12 protein-coding genes, 1 tRNA gene and 2 pseudogenes are annotated in these 17,999 nt (G+C 65.2%); 14 read left to right on the top strand and 1 reads right to left on the bottom strand.

The window, feature by feature from the left end; translation table 11 throughout:
- Window positions 1–32: 32 nt before the first annotated feature.
- The 9 genes and pseudogenes from LRK53_RS07740 to LRK53_RS07780 all read left to right on the top strand — a co-directional run.
- A complete protein-coding gene (locus LRK53_RS07740; RefSeq protein WP_027493002.1) occupies window positions 33–3,023 on the top strand; it encodes an isoleucine--tRNA ligase in 2,991 nt (996 codons plus the stop codon).
- Window positions 3,024–3,165: 142 nt separating this feature from the next.
- Window positions 3,166–3,666, top strand: coding sequence for a signal peptidase II (lspA, locus tag LRK53_RS07745; protein ID WP_027493001.1), 501 nt, complete (start codon window positions 3,166–3,168; stop codon window positions 3,664–3,666).
- A 116-nt stretch (window positions 3,667–3,782) separates the two neighbouring features.
- On the top strand, window positions 3,783–4,745 hold the full coding sequence (gene ispH, locus LRK53_RS07750) for a 4-hydroxy-3-methylbut-2-enyl diphosphate reductase (RefSeq protein WP_027493000.1): 963 nt from the start codon (window positions 3,783–3,785) through the stop codon (window positions 4,743–4,745).
- 780 nt (window positions 4,746–5,525) lie between these two features.
- Window positions 5,526–7,976 (top strand): SEL1-like repeat protein, encoded by a 2,451-nt coding sequence (locus tag LRK53_RS07755; protein ID WP_185754652.1) that lies wholly within the window; start codon window positions 5,526–5,528, stop codon window positions 7,974–7,976.
- A 65-nt stretch (window positions 7,977–8,041) separates the two neighbouring features.
- The gene (locus tag LRK53_RS07760) at window positions 8,042–9,316 is read left to right on the top strand and encodes a lipase family protein (RefSeq protein ID WP_185754651.1); all 1,275 of its coding nucleotides are present in this window, start codon (window positions 8,042–8,044) and stop codon (window positions 9,314–9,316) included.
- A 129-nt stretch (window positions 9,317–9,445) separates the two neighbouring features.
- The gene (locus LRK53_RS07765; RefSeq protein ID WP_185754650.1) at window positions 9,446–10,213 is read left to right on the top strand and encodes a hypothetical protein; all 768 of its coding nucleotides are present in this window, start codon (window positions 9,446–9,448) and stop codon (window positions 10,211–10,213) included.
- On the top strand, window positions 10,213–11,799 hold the full coding sequence (locus LRK53_RS07770) for a hypothetical protein (protein WP_027492996.1): 1,587 nt from the start codon (window positions 10,213–10,215) through the stop codon (window positions 11,797–11,799). The genes LRK53_RS07765 and LRK53_RS07770 overlap by 1 nt, the downstream gene beginning before the upstream one ends.
- Before the next feature lie 177 nt (window positions 11,800–11,976).
- Window positions 11,977–12,147: pseudogene (locus LRK53_RS07775) on the top strand (helix-turn-helix domain-containing protein); the annotation flags it as partial.
- A gap of 500 nt (window positions 12,148–12,647) precedes the next feature.
- Window positions 12,648–12,827: pseudogene (locus LRK53_RS07780) on the top strand (hypothetical protein); the annotation flags it as partial.
- 20 nt (window positions 12,828–12,847) lie between these two features.
- Here the strand turns inward: LRK53_RS07780 and LRK53_RS07785 are convergent.
- Window positions 12,848–12,923 (bottom strand) — tRNA-Thr (locus tag LRK53_RS07785).
- Between the two features lie 258 nt (window positions 12,924–13,181).
- Here LRK53_RS07785 and LRK53_RS07790 point away from each other — a divergent pair.
- The 5 genes from LRK53_RS07790 (at window position 13,182) to LRK53_RS07810 (ending at window position 17,988) form a co-directional block, all read left to right on the top strand.
- Complete coding sequence (locus tag LRK53_RS07790) at window positions 13,182–15,053, top strand: GGDEF domain-containing protein (RefSeq protein ID WP_027492995.1); 1,872 nt, start codon at window positions 13,182–13,184, stop codon at window positions 15,051–15,053.
- Window positions 15,054–15,232: 179 nt separating this feature from the next.
- On the top strand, window positions 15,233–15,856 hold the full coding sequence (locus tag LRK53_RS07795; RefSeq protein WP_027492994.1) for a GspH/FimT family pseudopilin: 624 nt from the start codon (window positions 15,233–15,235) through the stop codon (window positions 15,854–15,856).
- A complete protein-coding gene (gene pilV / locus LRK53_RS07800) occupies window positions 15,853–16,335 on the top strand; it encodes a type IV pilus modification protein PilV (RefSeq protein ID WP_037089841.1) in 483 nt (160 codons plus the stop codon). Before LRK53_RS07795 ends, pilV begins: the two co-directional genes overlap by 4 nt.
- Window positions 16,332–17,384, top strand: a complete 1,053-nt coding sequence (locus tag LRK53_RS07805) for a prepilin-type N-terminal cleavage/methylation domain-containing protein (protein WP_235642603.1) — start codon at window positions 16,332–16,334, stop codon at window positions 17,382–17,384. The genes pilV and LRK53_RS07805 overlap by 4 nt, the downstream gene beginning before the upstream one ends.
- Window position 17,385: 1 nt before the next feature.
- The gene (locus tag LRK53_RS07810) at window positions 17,386–17,988 is read left to right on the top strand and encodes a pilus assembly PilX family protein (protein ID WP_235642604.1); all 603 of its coding nucleotides are present in this window, start codon (window positions 17,386–17,388) and stop codon (window positions 17,986–17,988) included.
- Window positions 17,989–17,999 lie beyond the last annotated feature (11 nt).

The raw sequence follows: 17,999 nt of genomic DNA on the forward strand, positions 1-17,999 counted from the left end.
CCGCCCCGTACCGTCCGAAGATTTCCACGCCCATGACCCACGATTACAAGAGCACGATCAACCTGCCGCAGACGGATTTCCCGATGCGTGGCGATTTGCCGAAGCGCGAGCCCGGCTGGCTGGCGGAGTGGGAGCGGGTCGGTCGCTATGCGCAGATCCAGCGCAAGACCGCGCACCGCGACAGCGTGTTCGTGCTGCACGACGGCCCGCCGTACGCGAACGGATCGATCCACATCGGCCATGCGGTCAACAAGATCCTCAAGGACATGGTGGTCAAGTCCAAGCTGCTGGCCGGCCAGCGCGCGCCCTACGTGCCGGGCTGGGACTGCCACGGCTTGCCGATCGAGATCGCGGTGGAGAAGAAGTACGGCAAGCCGGGCGAGAAGCTCGACGCCGCCCAGTTCCGCCAGAAGTGCCGCGAGTACGCCCAGCAGCAGATCGACGACCAGCGCGCCGGCTTCAGGCGGCTCGGCGTGCTCGGCGACTGGGAGCATCCGTACCGCACGATGGATTTCAAGTACGAGGCCGACATGCTGCGTGCACTGGCGCGCATCGTTTCCAACGGTCACGTGGTGCGCGGCGCCAAGCCGGTGTACTGGTGCTTCGACTGCGCCTCGGCGCTGGCCGAGGCGGAAATCGAATACGGCGACAAGGTCTCGCCCGCAGTCGATGTGGCGTATGACGCGGTCGACCCGAAAGCGCTGGCGGCGAAGTTCGGCGTGGATGCCGGCGACGCCATCGTCGCCATCCCGATCTGGACCACCACGCCGTGGACCTTGCCGGAAAGCCAGGCGGTGTCGCTCGGCGGTGGCCTCGAATATGCGTTGATCGAGGGTCCGCTGCGTGACGGCAGGCGGGTGCTGCTCGTCGTCGCCAGCGCGCTGGTCGACAAGGTGCGCGCCCGCTATTCCCTTCTCCCCTCGGGAGAAGGTGCCCGCAGGGCGGATGAGGGTACGGCCGGAGCGCAGCCTCCCCGCGCGCTCGAACCCTCACCCCCAACCCCTCTCACCCGCGAGGGGACTCCCTTGGGGTCGCCGACGGGAGAGGGGAGCCAAGTGTTCGGTCATGCCGAAGGCAAGGCGCTGGAAGGCCTCAAGCTGCACCATCCGTTCTACCCGCGCGAAGTGCCGGTGATCCTCGGCGAGCACGTCAGCGCCGAGGACGGTACCGGTGCGGTGCATACCTCACCCGACCACGGCGTCGAGGATTTCGTGGTGGCGCGCGAGTACGGCATCGGCCTGCTCAACTACATCGGCTCGCGCGGCAGCTACCGCGCCGACACGCCGGCGGCCGACGGTCTCGAACTGGCCGGCATGCATATCTGGAAGGCGAACGACGCCATCGTCGAGCTGCTGCGCCAACGCGGTGTGCTGCTGGCGTTCGCGAAGATCGAACACAGCTATCCGAACTGCTGGCGGCACAAGACGCCGGTGATCTACCGCACCACGCCGCAGTGGTTCATCTCGATGGAGCAGGCGCAATTGCGCGAGACGGCGCTCACCTCGATCAAGAACGTGCGCTGGGTGCCGGGCTGGGGCGAGGAGCGCATCGCCGGCATGGTCGCCGGGCGCCCGGACTGGTGCATCAGCCGCCAGCGCACCTGGGGCGTGCCGATCGCGCTGTTCGTGCACAAGGCCACGCAGGAGCCGCACCCGGATTCCGTCGCGCTGCTGGAGCAAGTCGCGAAGAAAGTGGAGCAGGGCGGCATCGACGCGTGGTTCGCGCTGGACGCGGCCGAACTGCTCGGCGACCAGGCGAGCGACTACGAGAAAGTCACCGACGTGCTGGACGTCTGGTTCGATTCCGGCGTCACCCACTACGCGGTGATCGGCCAGCGCCCGGAACTGCAGCAGGGCAGGGCGTCGCACTACAAGGTGATGTACCTGGAAGGCTCCGACCAGCACCGCGGCTGGTTCCAGTCGTCGCTGCTGACCTCGGCGGCGATCCATGGCCGCGCGCCGTACAACGAGGTACTCACCCACGGCTTCGCGGTGGACGCGAACGGCCGCAAGATGTCCAAGTCGCTGGGCAACGTGGTGGCGCCGCAGAAGGTGATGGACACGCTGGGCGCCGACGTGCTTCGCCTGTGGGTGGCCTCGGCCGACTACCGCAACGAGATGACCGTTTCCGACGAGATCCTCAAGCGCGTCTCCGATGCGTACCGCCGCATCCGCAACACCGCGCGCTTCCTGCTCGGCAACCTCGACGGCTTCGATCCGGCGAAACACCTGCTGCCGGTGGAAGACAGCGTGCTGCTCGACCAGTGGGCGGTGCAGCAGGCGTACGACGTGCAGCAGGCGGTGACCGCCGCGTACGAGCGCTACGACTATCCCGAGGTGGTGTCGCGCATCCAGAACTTCTGCACCAACGAACTGGGCGCGCTGTACCTGGACATCACCAAGGACCGGCTCTACACCATGCCGACCGACAGCCGCGGCCGGCGCAGCGCGCAGAGCGCGATGTACCGCATTGCCGAGGCGATGGTGCGCTGGCTGGCGCCGATCCTCAGCTTCACCGCCGAGGAAATCTGGCAGGCGATGCCGGGCGAGCGTGGTGACAGCGTGCTGTTCGAAACCTGGTACGACGGACTCGCCGCCACCCAGGCTTCGCCGGAGCAGCGGCACTGGTGGGCCGACCTGCTGGCGATCCGCGAGACTGCTGCACGCGTGCTCGAGGGCATGCGCAAGGCCGAGCGGATCGGCGCGGCGCTGGAGGCGAAGCTGGTGGTTCATGCCGATGTCGCCACGCAGGCTCGCTACGCCGAGGTTGCCGACGAGCTGCGCTTTTTCTTCATCACCTCCGAGTTCACCTTGGCGCCCGTGACGCCGCGTGCGGACGATGCGGCGAGGGTGGAGCTGGACGGTGTCGAAGCCTGGGTTTCCGCCGAGGTCAGCGGTGCGGCCAAGTGTGTGCGCTGCTGGCATCGCCGCGACGACGTGGGCAGCCACGCTGAACACCCCGAGCTGTGCAGCCGCTGCGTCGGCAACGTGGAAGGGCCGGGCGAGAATCGTCGCTGGTTCTGATTTGCTGTTCTCCCTCCCCTGCGCAGCAGGGGAGGGTCGGGGAGGGGGGCTCTTGATCTGATCACTCAGAATCAAAAGCGACCCCCTCCCAACCTCCCCCTGCGTTGCAGGGGGAGGAGGCATTCCGATCGAGCCTTCGCACATGACCTCGAAACCCAATGCACTCTCCTGGCTGTGGCTGTCCGCCGCGGTCATCGCGCTCGACCAGCTCAGCAAGTGGTGGGCGTTGTCGACGCTGCAGCCGGCCGGCATGCCGCATCCGGTAATCCCCGGCCTCCTCAACTGGACGTTGGCGTTCAACACCGGCGCCGCCTTCAGTTTTCTCGCTGGTGGTGCGGGCTGGCAGCGCTGGTTCTTCGTGCTGCTGGCGCTGGCCATCGGCGCGGTGCTGGTGGCGTGGCTGGCGCGCACGCCGCGGCGCGACTGGCGCACCGCGCTGCCGCTGGCGCTGATCGTGGGTGGCGCGGTCGGCAACCTGATCGACCGCCTGCATGCGGCCCAGGTCACCGACTTCATCCACGTGTATTTCCGCCAGTGGAGCTACCCGGTGTTCAACCTCGCCGATTGCGGTATCACGGTGGGCGCGGTGATGCTGATCGCGTTCGGCCTGTTCGCCGGCAAGCCAGCGGACGGCGTGCGATAATCACCGATCTTGATGTAGGAGCCCGCTGGCGGGCGATGCTTTTGGAGCCGGGATTCGGGATTCGCAAAAGCATCGCCCGCCAGCGGGCTCCTACGGGATTCCGTATCGAGGTCGTCTTGGACATCCTGCTCGCCAACCCCCGCGGTTTCTGTGCCGGCGTCGATCGCGCCATCGCCATCGTCGAGCGCGCGCTGGAATCCTACGGCGCGCCGATCTACGTGCGCCACGAGGTGGTGCACAACCGCTACGTGGTCGACAAGCTGCGCGCCGACGGCGCGGTGTTCGTCGAGGAATTGCATGAGGTCCCCGACGGCGCCACCGTGATCTTCAGCGCGCACGGCGTGTCGCAGGCGGTGCGCGAGGAGGCCGAGCAGCGGCACCTCAAGGTGTTCGACGCCACCTGTCCGCTGGTCACCAAGGTGCACATGGAAGTGGCGCGGCTGGGGCGTACCGGGCGCAGCGTGGTGCTGGTCGGCCACGCCGGGCACCCCGAGGTCGAGGGCACCATGGGTCAGTGGAGCCGTGCCCATGCCGGCGAGATCCTGCTGGTGGAATCGGTGGAGGACGTGGCCACGCTCGCGCCGAAGTTCCCGCATGCGCTGTCCTACGTCACCCAGACCACGCTGTCGGTGGACGACACTAAGGCGATCATCGCCGCGCTGCGCGCGAGGTTCTCCGACATCGAGGGGCCGCGCAAGGACGACATCTGCTACGCCACGCAGAACCGCCAGGATGCGGTGCGCCGGCTGGCCGACACGGTCGACCTGATGCTGGTGGTCGGTTCGGTCAACAGCTCCAACTCCAACCGCCTGCGCGAGCTGGCCGAGAAGCAGGGCGTGCGCTCGTTCCTGATCGACGGCGCCGAGCACATCGAACGCAGCTGGCTCGACGGCGTAACCCGCATCGGCCTTACCGCCGGCGCCTCGGCCCCGGAAAAACTGGTGTGCGACGTGATCGCCCGCCTGCAGTCGTGGGGCGCCGGCGAGGTGCGCGAACTCGACGGTGAAGCGGAGAACATCACCTTCGCCCTGCCCAAGGAACTGCGCCTGGTCGGCGGTAACGGCTCGGCCAGCCTCTGACTTCCCGCGTCGAGCCCGCAGGGGCGCAGCCCTGTTCACGAGGAACTTCCTTCGGTCGTGCGCAATGCTCTTCGTCACGTGAGGGGAAGAGCTACCGGATGCGGCCGAGTCGAAGGCACCCAGGCCGCGGCAATGGGTCGCAACGTCACGCGGCACGCGTGTCAGTCCTGGCCTGCAACCTGAGGGCGGCTACGACTGGCTTCGGCAAATCAGGCAGTCACAGGCGAGGCGTCCGACAGGGTACCGGGCAGAATGGCACTTACTTAAGCCCCGTTCTCGCTGAGCGTAGCCCGCGCGGCGGGCGGAGTCGAAGCACCGCCAGGTGAGGGCCGCCCCCATTGCCGGCGTGTCCTTCGACTTCGGCCTTCGGCCTACGCTCAGAGCCTGCCCCGGACTTGATCCGGGACGAACGGGGCTTAAGTAAGCGCCATTCGGTACCGGGCACATATCCACGGGTATTACGCGGTCGAACGGATCTTGCCGGTGCGTCGACGCCACTCATCCGTAATTTCGCCTGATGTATAGGCCTCGCCCGGTTTATCCACGGTTTGCAACCTCTCTCGAAGGCTGACCCCGCTTTCCGTGCGAGGCTGGTGTTGGCTAGGTCATTCAAGTTTGCTCGCGGTGTGCCGATATCCACCGATATAATCGGGCGGATATAATCGGGCGTTGTTTTCAGGGGTGAATGGAAGCCCGTGGTACTCCCCGATGTTCCGTGGGTCCTCTGGCAACCCGTAGGCTCAGCACACAGTCGGCATCGATGCCAAGGAATCTCACCCTGTGAATATCCCTGTCGAGCCTGTCTCCAACACTGAAGCAACGATCGACGAAGCACCAGGCACGGAGCGTGATGGTGACGCGCCCCCGGCAGCCGATCCGATGACGGCGCCCACAGCATTGGTGACGGAGGATACCGATTCGAGTGGATCCACGGAGCATGATGATGGCTCGGCGCTCGCCAAGCTGCGGCGCTTGGTTCGCGACCGCACCCGCTTCGACGATACGGATGTCAATGGCGTGAACGAAACCTGCGTAGCGCAGGGATTGACCATCGATGCCACGCACGCATTGGAAGCCCGACTCGAGTCGGTGGGGATCACCGGGCGCAGCCAGCCGACCGGCAAGGGAGCCCAACCTTCGCGTAGCGCGATTACCGACGCGGCGTCCGATACTGGCCACCGCCTGAACTTGGGCCTGGACCTGCTCTACACGAAGCTCCAGAACCCGGCGACCGTCTACGACGAACTGCGCGACGGACTCTGGCTCCCTGCGGAAGCGATCCACGTTGAACTGCATCGATGCAGTCCCTGCTACGGCAAGGGACGCGTCACCTGCTACACGTGCTCGGGAAGTTGCACGGAAATCTGCTACAACTGCGGCGGCGCCGGCCGAACGAGCTGCACGTGGTGCTCGAGCACCGGCAAGGTCATGTGCACGCGCTGTTCCGGAACCTCGACCGTCACCGTCGGCTCGATGGAGTACTACACGGAGCAGGTGTGGCTGGGAGATCGCTACGACTCCCAAACCAAGTCCCGCTGGGTGGAAAAACAGGTCGCCTGCAACTGCAGCTATGGCCGGGTCAACTGCAGTTACTGCGTTGGCCAGGGCCGGATCGGCTGCGTCAGGTGCTCGACGACCGGAACCATCACGTGCCGGACCTGCACGGGCATGGGCGACCTGGTCTGCGAACCATGCGAAGGTTCCGGGCGAGTGGGCACGGCCGCTTGGGTGGAGGTCCACCACAAGGTAAAATACGGCCAAAACTGGCTTTCCCCCATCGACCAGCGGGCGAACGAGATCGGGCGCCGAGCGGACGTCCACGCCATCGCCAGCGAATCGGGGGGGCTTGCCCTTGCCGAGCTTCATCGCACAAAGGATGGAATGTCCGGTGCAGTGCTCGCCGGGTATCGGGGCGAACTGGATGTCCTTCATCTTGATGTCACCCACGGGGAACAGAACTATCACGTGGTCGCCTATGGCGTGAATCGTCAGTGGCTGGATCTGAACCACATCATCAGGGATCTGCTGAACGGCGATCTCGAAGCGCTGCGGTCAGCACTGGTCTCGGCCGACACCAGCGGCCACGCGAAGGCGCGCAAGGAGCGGCTTACCGGACCGTTGCGCGATGTGGTGGAATCCGAACTCAACACGGCGCTGGTCGAAGCCACGCTCGACGGTCGCTCACTGGTCGAACTGCATACGCTGGTTTCCGCCGATTACGCGGAGAAGCTGAAGGATGCGTTGCTGTCGGCGTTGAAACGCATCTACGACGACGTCGCCATGCATACCTGGTGGCAGATGCCGCTGGTTTGCAGTCTCGTTGCCTTGGCAACCTGGCAGCTGAACCATCCGTACTGGGCAATGCTTCCAGCCGTCTGCGCCTTGCCGATGTCTCTGGGCTTGCTGCATTTCCAGTCGAGTCGTGTTTTCGAAAGCACCCTTGGCGATCAGGCCCGGTCCGATAAGGCCCTGCAATATGTTCGCAAGGCCAAGCACCACCGCAAGGGGTTGTGGCTTCACCTGTTGCCTTCGCTGTTGGTGCTGGCGTTGTCGGTGGTCGGTGCTGCCCGTCAGTACACCGCCGACAGGAGCTCGCCTGTGTCCTCCGCACCCTTGGCTCGCCTGGGCGGGGATGCGACGCTGCGGCAGGCAATGGCCGATTGCCAGAGCAAGACATTTGCCAAGGCGCGGCCAGCGCTCCAGAGGCTGGCAGAGCAGGGCAATGCACAGGCCTATTCCTGCCTGGCACAGGCCCTATGGGAGAAGTCCAGGAACGAGCAGGGGCCATCCTCCACGTCCGATCGCCTGGCGGCGAGGGACTGGGCACTGAGGGCGGTGGACGCATTGCCGGAAGATACCGAGGCACTGCTCTTGGCGGGGCAGCTCACGACGATGGCGAATCAGTCACCGGCCAACGTGGCAAAGGGCGTGGCGATGCTCAAACGCGCAGCCGCCAAGGGCAACGGTGAGGCGATGCACACACTGGGGCTGATGTATATCATGGGTGGCCAGATCCCAAAAGATTCCACGCAGGCCCGCCATTGGTTTACAGAGGCGGCCAACACGGGGCGTGCTGATGACATGTACAACCTGGGGTTGATGGACTGGCGGGGCGAAGGCCTGCCAGGTCCTGACAAGGCACGTGCACGGCAGTGGTGGAACAAGGCAGCAAGCCACGGCGATGCACGCGCCCGACAGGCGCTGGCGCAAGAAGGGCTGGATAGCCACTGATCGCGGGAACCATGTCTTCGCTCACCATGAGTCCCATGAGGCTCGGCGACGTTCGGAAGGAACCGATGCATAACACCATCCCGTACCGATTTGGCTGGATCCTGTTGGCGTCTGCTTTGTTGCTTCCCTTGTGGGTGACGGAGTCCTTCGCGGCTCCCGCCAGCCAGGCCGGGCAGGTGTCTCTGGAAATGATCTCGCCTCGCTTGCCGGACGATGCCTCCGTGCGGCAGCGCGATACAGAGCTGGCCTTCCTCGCTTACGCCGTATACGCCGATGAAACCCACGTCCAGGAAGCGACTCGCTCGCTGGAGCAGCTCAGGGCAGGCGCCCTTGCACCGCCGGGCGACCAGGCGGCAGTTGCCAGTGCGATCGACGCGCAGCAACGGCGTCTGGATCAGTTGAAGGATCAGATGGCCACCAAGCAGCGACTGTCGACTGATGGTGTCCGGCGGGTACCTCTGCCCGAAATCGAAGCAATGGCGCGGGCGCGTGGGGTCTATTTCGAAGCCTATGATCTAACGCAGGGTTTGCGGGCCGTTGTCTTCCGCGGCACGGACAACACGAGTGACGTCGCCACGGATCTTGGCATCGGCCTGTCGCCCGAGGTGTTGGCGGACCTTCAGACGAGTTTTCCGCTACTGTCGGGAAAACTGGCCTTGCTGGCCGGCCAGCGCGACGAGGCGCGGGCAGGCCGTCCGGCAAATTTCGATGTAGCCGACCAGGTCGTGGCCGCCATCATCCGGGCCGGCACCGCGCCGGAACACATGGTGGTTGCAGGTCATTCCCTTGGCGGTGCCTATGCGACCTACGCCGGCATTCACCAGCATGTTGGGCGGGTAGTCGGTTTCAACCCGGCGCCACTCAATGCACGCCAGCTGGCGGATATCGGTGCCGATCGAGCCGGTGTCGAGGCGCGCGTGCGCTATTACTCGGCCTATGTGCCACCGTCGGAAGGCCGGCCGGCCGTCCTTGATCCGGTATCACACATGACCCATGCGCTTGGCGACGACGAAGGCATACCTTCGATGAAGGTCATGGGGCATCAGTATGTCTTGCCCGTCTGCGCCAGTTTCAGCACGGCTGCGTACCGGGCCTTTGACGCCAATCTGCAAGCCAGTCTCGACCGACTGGTTGCCTCGGTATCGCAAGGCGTGCAGCAACCAGCGATGGATTGCCAAGCGCATCCGATCCTGTGTGGTGTCAAGGCGGCGGCGCAGAGCACCAAGCGCGCCCAGTTAGAGGTGGTCAGCCAGTATGCTTGGAGCCTGCTGTCGGCCCATCGCATGCGAGCGCTGGCCGAATCGCTGCGGGCAGCCGGGCGGCCGGTTTGCCCGTCGTGACAGGGCGCACTTTCCCAGTGACTGCACGCCACCGGCAAGTGTCATCAATCGTTTCATTGATACAGGGGGTATGAATATATGTGGATGCCATTGATGAGGCCAGCCCGGTGGGTGTTGGCCAGTGGGCTGTTGAGTATGCTTGCGGGTTGCGCCCTCGATCCGGCAGGCAACCCGACGCTTGACGTGCAGGCCTTGGGTGCCCGCACATTGGCCACTGTCGACACGCCGAAAGGGCCGATGGTGCTGCGCGAAACACGAGACCAGCGAGGACAGCCGCTGTTCCAGCTGAAGTTCCTCGACTCTTATCAGCTGATCAACTTCCCGTCCGGCACCCGCCTGGTCCAGCTTGATGAAGTGAAATCCATAGCTGGCGCAAGCTTTGCCATTTTCGAGAAGACCTCGGCCTCTTGTGCGCACGATTACACCGTGCTCATCGTCACGCAACGCAGTGTGCTCCCGTTCAAGCCCCGTACGAACTGTCACAGCGACCTGAAGTTCTTCCAGCGGGGCAATGACTTTGTTGCCATCCAGTACGAGCCGCGTCTGCACGACTGGTACATCAAGGCCGACAACGTCGACATGAATCCGTCCATTTGGGAAGGTACGCCCGATTACGCCTTCCTCAGCTCAGTCCCTGGTGCGCCGATTCCCCCGGGGTTGGCGCCGCCGCCCAGGCCCGTCAATACGCTGCCATCGTCCTACAGCCGCTCCGCCGGCAGCACGGCCCGGACCCGCTCGGCGGCTACCGCCCGGAGATCGGAGGCGCCTGCCGCCGCACCGCCACCTACCGCGGTGATGCTGAAGACCATTCCGGTGACCAACGCCACGCACGCCACGGGCACAAAAGCGAGCACGCCGGCAAAGCCGATCACGGTGAACCTGGGCGACTACGAGTAATGAGCGCGACGTCGCCTGCGAATGGCAATGTTCTGACTCGGTATCTGGTTCGCTACGAAGGCCGCAAGCTCTGGGGCGGCGTCATGCTTTGCGTGACGCTGGCCTACCTGGCGATCGAGTTCGGCTTCAACGCCCGCCTGCTGGATGTGGTCGGCAGCAACGTGTCGCCGGGTGCCGTCGAGTCGATCGAGCGCTGGGGGCGTTGCCTGTCCGGCTTCGCGCTGGCCCTGGCCCTGTGGCCCTCGCAGTTCCACAAGGCGGAGAAGCGACATTGGAGCACCCGCCGGCTCGTTGCGTCGACGGCGATCCTCACCGCCATCACGATGACCACCGTGTTCGTGCTGGAAAAGGTCGCCATCGTGGATCAACTGGTCGATCACTCCAGCCCGGAAGCGAGGCAGGAAGCGATCAATCTGCAACTGCTGCAGCAAGCCTTCATCAGTGGCGAGATCAAGCTGGATGGCCTGAAGCTCGACGTCTCCCAGCCGGTAAAACCAGACGTCAAGACGTTCATGGCAACTTTTCCCTTCCTGGCATCGTCAATCAAGAGCGTCGAGAAGCGCATCGAGGACAAGAAGGCCGACATCGTTCGCCGGGAGATGCGGGATAACACCGGCATGTTCGACAAGGCGTGGCAAGGCTACGTGCAGAGTCGACGGGATATAGAAGGGCGGTACAACGCCTACGTCGGCGCCGTGAACAAGGGTGCCCAGGCGCTCAACAACATCGACCGCGATGTGGATGCACAATGGGCCAGGTACGAGGCCAGGCTCGCTCGTTACCGTTGGACGCCGGACACGGTTCCCAGCCGCAACTGGGGCGATGTGCGGAAGTCCGTGCGCAAACAGGGCCTGCCCGTCGCCAATGACTGGGTGCCGTCGGACAGGGAAGGATTCTATGAGGCCTACCACCGGAAGGTGGAGGGCAGCGTGGGTGGCACTCTCAACGTCGGTAACGGTGTGCGGTTACCCCGCAACCTGACGTTCGCGCAATTTGTTAGCCGACCTGAAATCCAGAAAGCCTGGAAACAGGCACTGGGCGTGCCGGCGAGCATGACCGTGCACCTCCTTGGTTCACCAGACGCCTTCGATGCCGAGATCTACGGGCCCATGCTCGAGACCCGCATAGGCGACACCGTGAAGCGCCTGAATGCCCCGGTGGAAGACTTCGCTGACCATGGGGTTTATGAGAAGGAGGGTCGCGACGCTTATCGGGCCGTGGTGGTTCCACCGATTTCGCTGGCGTTCTCTTTGGCGGGGGCGTTGGTCCACATCCTCAAGCTGGCGGTATGGATGGGCATGATGTTGACGGGATGGGTCTATCGCAATGCCTGGGTACTGACGGGTGCACTGATTACCTTTTGCATGGGTGTGCTTGGTGTGGTCGGTGTCCTGCCCACGACCACCCTTACGAAGGAACCCCTGTTCACCAAAGTGATTTACCCCGCAGCGAAAGCTGACGGCAGGGCGGGGCCAATGACGGCATGGGCTATTCGCTCGACCATTCATCTACAGCCCATCGCTTGGCCTCTATTTGAGAGCGTTCGTATCAACGGTCTTCGTGGTTTCGACTTTGGCGTCAAGTGATGGGGTGCTGCCCGCTTGAACTGAAGCATCATTGCGGCACCCCGCGAAAAAAGCTTTCCGTCGCTTCGGCTGTATCTTTGTTGCGCAAAGCATTCTTTAGCAGGCTGTTGAGAATGCCCCGTGCTGTGACCCGTCCTGAAATGAGTTGACACCTTTTCCCGAAGAAAAGGCGACCTCATGAATCCAAGGATCAGACGCACGCAACGAGACTACACGCTGGCCTTCAAACTGACGGTGGTCGAGCAGGTGGAAAAAGGCGAGCTGACCTGCAAACAGGCTAAGGATCGCTACGGGATCCAAGGCCGATCGACCGTGCTGGTGTGGCTGCGCAAGTACGGCCGGCAAGACCGGCGCGATGGCGCATCATCGGCACCATGTCTACCCAACCCAAACCACTGCGAGGTTGTGATTTTTTCAACCGCTCAGGCCGGCCACGGCGAGGGCATGTCGAGGGCATGGCGAGGGCATGGATGCCCGAGTTGAGGCAACGCAGGAGCAGTTGCCCCATGCCCGAGTTGAGGCAACGCAGGAGCAGTTGCCCGATGCCCGAGTTGAGGCAACGCAGGGAGCGGTTGCCCGATGGCCGGACATGAAACAGTCACGCCAGTGACTGTTTCATGTGAGCGAGTCCGGGCGTGTACCGGACTCGTGACTGAAGAAAACCACAGGATGTGGTTTTCTTCACAAGCTCTGACGCCGGAACAACAGATCAAGGCGCTGCAGGTCGAACTGCAACAAGCCAATGAGAAGGCCCGCCTGCTCGAGGAGATGCTGGACGTGCTCAAGCAGGACTATGGAGTGCGCGTCGTAAAAAACCTTTGGGCAAGTCCTCGCGCAAAGTCTCGTCCCTGCTGCATCGACCCAGCGACCTGCAACAGGCTCGCCGGATGGTCAAAGAGTCCGTGGCCATCTGCAGCCACGAGCGGCCCCACCTGTCCCTGAAATGCAGAACGCCCGATGAGGTTCATCGGGCGTTCTTCCGGCAGGGCCAACCTGCCTCCTTGCCTTCCCAAAAGGTGTCAACCTGAATCAGGACGGGCCAGTCAACTGGTGCCGGAGATAGGAATCGAACCTACGACCCCATCATTACGAATGACGTGCTCTACCAACTGAGCTACTCCGGCGGAGAACCGCGAATTCTACGGGCCGCGTCGCGATGGCGCAAGCGACGGCGCCGGTATTTGCGGCGTCAGGCGGCCGTGAGACGATGGCTCCGGCCTTGCATTCGGCGGCTGCCGGATGGCGGCTGCGCAGGCGCGTCGCTCAGGTTTTCCGGGGCGCGGCCGATAACGGGACGACGGCCTTTGCCGTGCGGACTAGGGAGGGTCTGAATCGACTTTCTTGGGGGCGTGTTGTCCGGACTATTCCGTGATTTGCCAGGTTTGCTCGCGTTGCTGTTGGCGGCGACGCCGTGCGCATTTGCGGGACCGGCGACACCGCCTCCGGCGCACGACGCGGCGGCGTTCGACCTGCTCGTCCGGCAGCTGGACAACGGCGATATACCGCTCAACAACCAGACCGCGACCAGGCAGGCGCTCGACCGCCTGGGCGCGCTGCTGCCGCCCGGCGATGCCTACCGGCAGCGCCGCTACGACTACGTGTACTGCTTCCTGGCCTTCGACAACGACGTCAAGGGCGGCCACGCCTATGCGAGTCGCGGCACCGAGCAGGCGCAGAAGGTGGGCGACCTGGATGCGGAGGCCAACTTCCGGATTTGTCGTGGCCTCTACCAGAGCAAGCTGACCACGGAGCGCGACGCGCTGCCGGATTACGAAGCCGGCATCCGGCTCGCCCGGCGCCTGGAAAACCCGCGCCTGATCGCCGACGCGCTGACCTGGCGCGGCGGCGCCCAGTCGCTGCTGGGCGAGCAGGCCAAGGCGCTGTTCGATTTCCTGGAAGCGCAGCACCTGTACGAAACCGTGGGCAACACGACGCCGGCGCAGTCCAACCTCATCAGCATCGCCACCATCTACCGCCGGCTGGGCGAGTACGACAAGGCCGGCGATTACCTGCGCCAGTCGATGCAGTCGGCACAACGCAAGGACGACGAGCATGAACAGATGGTGATCTACATGCAGCTGGGTTTCCTGGCCACCGAGCGGGGCGACCCCGCGGGGGCCATCGCCCCGCTGCAGCGGGCGCTGGCCTTGGCGCACGAAACCGGTTCGCGGCAAAGCGTGGGTTCCGCCCTGCTGGCGCTGGCCGAAAGCAACAACGCCCGTCAGCGTCATGCCGAGGCGCTGCAGCAGGTGGAGGCCGCCACGAAGGAATTCCAGGCGGTATCGGACCAGTCCAACACCGGCATGCTGGCGCTGCAGTCGGCCGAGGCGCATGCGGGCCTGGGCCAGCACGAACTGGCCGCACGCGAGTTCGACCTGGCCGAGGCGAGCGTCAGACAAAACCGCAACATGCGCTACCTGGCCGAGCTGTACGAGGAGCGCTCCAGGAACCAGGAGGCACTAGGCAAGCCGGCCGCCGCGCTGGCCGATCTCAAGCTGAAAATGGAGACCGATGCGGCGCTGGCGCGCATGGCCAAGACCCAGCTGACCACGCTGATGAGCTGGCAGTTCGACACCGAGCGGCGCGAACTGGAGAACCGCAAGCTGGCCGCCGACAAGGCGCTCAAGGAGCAGCAGCTGGCCGCGCTGGAGCGCGTGCGCGGCTGGCAGTGGCTGGCCATCCTGCTGGCCGGCGTGCTGTTGCTGCTGATGCTGTGGCTGGCGTGGCGGCAGCTGCGCCGGAGTCGCCACCTGCACCGGCTGGCGCTCACCGATGCGCTCACCGGCATCTCCAATCGACGCCATATCGAGTACATGCTGGGCGAAGCCGTCGACGAGGCCCGCCGCAGCCAGCGGGAGCTGGCCGTGATCATGCTCGACATCGACCACTTCAAGAGCGTCAACGATGGCCATGGCCACACGGCCGGCGACCAGGTACTGGAACAGCTCGTGCGTGTCTGCCTGGGCGCGCTGCGTCAGCACGACCGCCTCGGGCGGATGGGCGGCGAGGAATTCCTGGTGGTGCTGCCGGATACCGACCTGGAGGGCGGTCTGCAGGTGGCCGAGCGCCTGCGCGTCTGCGTGGCGGCGGCGTGGCTGGTGGTCGAAAGCGTGGAGCTGCAGCTCTCGATCAGCCTCGGCGTAGCCCAGCTGAGGCCGACCGAGACCGGCGCGGCCTCGCTGGTGCGTCGTGCCGATGCCGCGCTGTACCACGCCAAGGACAACGGCAGGAACCGGGTCGAGGCGGCACCGTAGCGATCCGGACCCACCACGGCGCCGACGCATGCGGGCGGCTGCCGCCTCTTGACCGCAATCACTTTTCTGATGCCCTCAGCCGCCGCTCGTCGGCCAATTCCTACCGCCGGTCGGCTGAGGGCTGGCCGGCGCCGGGCGGATGGGTACAGTGCCGGCAGGGACATCAGGGGGAGAGTTCCATGCAGGTCTGGTCGCGTCAGCGAGACGTCTCGTTGATCCGGGCGCGCACGTCGGCAGATGCCGGCGACCGCCCCTGGTGGCGCACGCCGGTACGGAGGCGCGAGCGCGGCTTCACCCTGGTCGAGCTGCTGATCACCATGGCTGTGGCCGTGGTGCTGATCGTGATCGCGGTGCCGAGCTTCAAGAACATCACGCTTTCCAACAAGCTCACCACCGCCGCCAACGACATCGTCAATGCGATCCACGTGGCGCGGATGGAAGCGGTCAAGCGCAACGCGAACACCCAGCTGTGCAGCAACTCGGCCAGCGCCAACGGCGCCGACGCCCTAGGCGTCGCCTGCAGCACCCAGAGCGGCGCGGTCTATGCCGTGGCCAATGGCGCCGCCAGCCAGGTGCTGGCCGGCACGGTCGGCATCACCGGGGCCGTGCAGCTGAAGGGCGATATGACGGCGATCCGTTTCGGCGGGCAGGGGCTGGGGCAGAAAGCTGGCACCACCGTCCCCTACACCGGCACGGTGGCCGACATCTGCACCGGCCAGATGAGCAAGGACAACCATCGCACCATCAGCATGACCACCGGCTCGATTCTCGTGGTCGATACCAGTTCGGGAGCCTGCCCATGATCCGTCGCCCTGTTCCAGCCATGCCGTGCGTGGCGGCGCGCCCGGCGCAGTCCGGCGTCAGCCTGATCGAGGTGCTGATCGCCGTACTGGTGCTGTCCATCGCCTTCCTCGGCATCGCCGCATTGCAGGCGGTATCGCTTTCCACCAACAACAGCGCCATGGCGCGCAGCATGGCCACGGTCGCCAGCTACTCGATCCTCGATGCCATGCGCGCGGACATCGTCAGCGCCAAGAACGGCAACTACAACAAGACCGTCACCGCCAACGCCTGCAGTTCGACGGTGACCACGCTGGCGGATACCCAGCTCGCGCAGTGGTGCAACCAGCTGGGCCGGAATCTGGGCGCGGCGGCCGCGACCAAGGGCACGGTCGACTGCACCGGTGCCGGGGTATGCACCGTCACCATCGCCTTCGACGACAGCCGCGCGGGGAAGGGCGGCAGCAGCAACCAGACCGTCACCACCAAGGCCATGCTATGAGCAAGCGTCATTCCCCCACCCGGGCGGCCTGCCGTGGCGTGGCGCCGGCGAAACCCGCGGCAGGCTTCACCCTGATCGAGCTGATGGTGGCGATGGTGCTGGGGCTGATCGTGGTGGGCGGGGTGGTCAGCGTGTTCCTGGCCAACCAGCGCACCTACCGCACCAACCAGGCACTGGGCGACGTGCAGGATGGCTCGCGCCTCGCGTTCGAACTGATGGCGCGCGACATCCGCGAGGCCGGCCTCACCGGCTGCAACAACAACGGGCGCGTGGCCAACGTACTCAACAACCAGAGCACCGCGTGGTGGGCCGACTGGGGCAATGCCGTGCATGGCTATGGCGTCGGTACGGCCACGGCGGACCCGGCGTTGACCGTGGGCACGGCCGCGACCAACCAGGTGGGCGGCACCGACTCGCTGCAACTGATCGGCGCCGCCGACTCGGGGCTGAGCGTGGCGGCCACGCCCAGCTCGACGGCTGCCAATTTCAAGCTCAACGACAAGACCTCGGATATCGTGACGGGCGACGTGGTCATCGTCTGCGATCCCGACCATGCGGCCATCGCCCAGGTCACCAGCTACAACAGCAGCAACGTCACGCTGGTCCACAACGCCGGTGGCAGCACGGTTCCCGGCAATTGCTCCAAGGGGCTGGCCTTTCCCACCAATTGCGCCAGCCCCAACGGAAACGGCTACGCGTTCGGGCCGAATTCGCAGATCTTCAAGCTCGGCGCGGTGGACTGGTACATCGGCTACAACCCGCTGGGCGGCAAATCCCTGTACCGCGTGAACGTGGTCACCACGGCTGGCGCACCCACGCCGACGGCGCAGGAGATGGTGCGCGACGTCACCGGCATGGTCATCAGCTACCACCAGGCAGGCGTGGCCAGCTTCGTCGATGCCAAGACGGTGGCGGCCAACTGGGGCGCCGTCGACTCCGTGCGGGTCCAGCTCACGGTGGAAAGCGTGGACAAGCGCGCCGGCACCGACACCAAACCCATCACACGCCAGTTCTCGGCCACCACCACCGTGCGCAACCGGGTGCCATGACATGAGCCGCCTCGTCCCGACTTCCCGCTCTTTCCATCCCGCCCGCCGTCATCCTTCGCCGCGACGCGGAGCACAGCGCGGCGTGGCCCTGGTGGTGGCGCTGATCCTGCTGGTGGTGATCACCCTGGTGGGGCTGGCCGCAGTGCGCGGCACCATCATGCAGCAGAAGATGTCCGCCAACATGTACGACCGGCAGGTGGCGTTCCAGGGCGCCGAGGCAGCCATGCGCGCGGCGGCGGCCAGCATCCCCACCAGCCCGGGCGATGTCGCGCGGAACTGCCAGTCGGCCAGCGTGAAATGCCTGGCCGACCCGTTCAGCGATCCCGACCTGCCGGCAGGCAGCATCAAGACCTTGTCCACCGCGCAATACACGGCCGGCACCCTGGCCACCGGCCAGCCGCAGTACGTGGTCGAGAACATGGGCAACTTCCAGGACCCGTCGGCCAACACCGGCTTCAACCAGAGCGCCAACTCGCACAACTACGGCGTCAACGGCGGCGCCATCACCAACATCTACTACCGCGTGACGGCCCGCAGCGGCGACCCCGCCCAGGTGGGCGGGCGCGCGGTCGTCGTACTGCAGGCCATGATCAAGCAGGGTTGAGTCTTCGGTCC

It is taken from the genome of Rhodanobacter thiooxydans, from assembly GCF_021545845.1.
In the GTDB taxonomy this organism is placed as follows: Bacteria; Pseudomonadota; Gammaproteobacteria; order Xanthomonadales; family Rhodanobacteraceae; genus Rhodanobacter.

What these genes read in the sequence shown, in the direction of transcription:
- lspA (WP_027493001.1), top strand. Translation starts at nt 3,166, where the DNA reads ATGACCTCGAAACCCAATGCACTCTCCTGGCTGTGGCTGTCCGCCGCG.
- LRK53_RS07760 (WP_185754651.1), top strand. Translation starts at nt 8,042, where the DNA reads ATGCATAACACCATCCCGTACCGATTTGGCTGGATCCTGTTGGCGTCT.
- LRK53_RS07810 (WP_235642604.1), top strand. Translation starts at nt 17,386, where the DNA reads ATGAGCCGCCTCGTCCCGACTTCCCGCTCTTTCCATCCCGCCCGCCGT.
- LRK53_RS07805 (WP_235642603.1), top strand. Translation starts at nt 16,332, where the DNA reads ATGAGCAAGCGTCATTCCCCCACCCGGGCGGCCTGCCGTGGCGTGGCG.
- pilV (WP_037089841.1), top strand. Translation starts at nt 15,853, where the DNA reads ATGATCCGTCGCCCTGTTCCAGCCATGCCGTGCGTGGCGGCGCGCCCG.
- LRK53_RS07740 (WP_027493002.1), top strand. Translation starts at nt 33, where the DNA reads ATGACCCACGATTACAAGAGCACGATCAACCTGCCGCAGACGGATTTC.
- LRK53_RS07795 (WP_027492994.1), top strand. Translation starts at nt 15,233, where the DNA reads ATGCAGGTCTGGTCGCGTCAGCGAGACGTCTCGTTGATCCGGGCGCGC.
- LRK53_RS07770 (WP_027492996.1), top strand. Translation starts at nt 10,213, where the DNA reads ATGAGCGCGACGTCGCCTGCGAATGGCAATGTTCTGACTCGGTATCTG.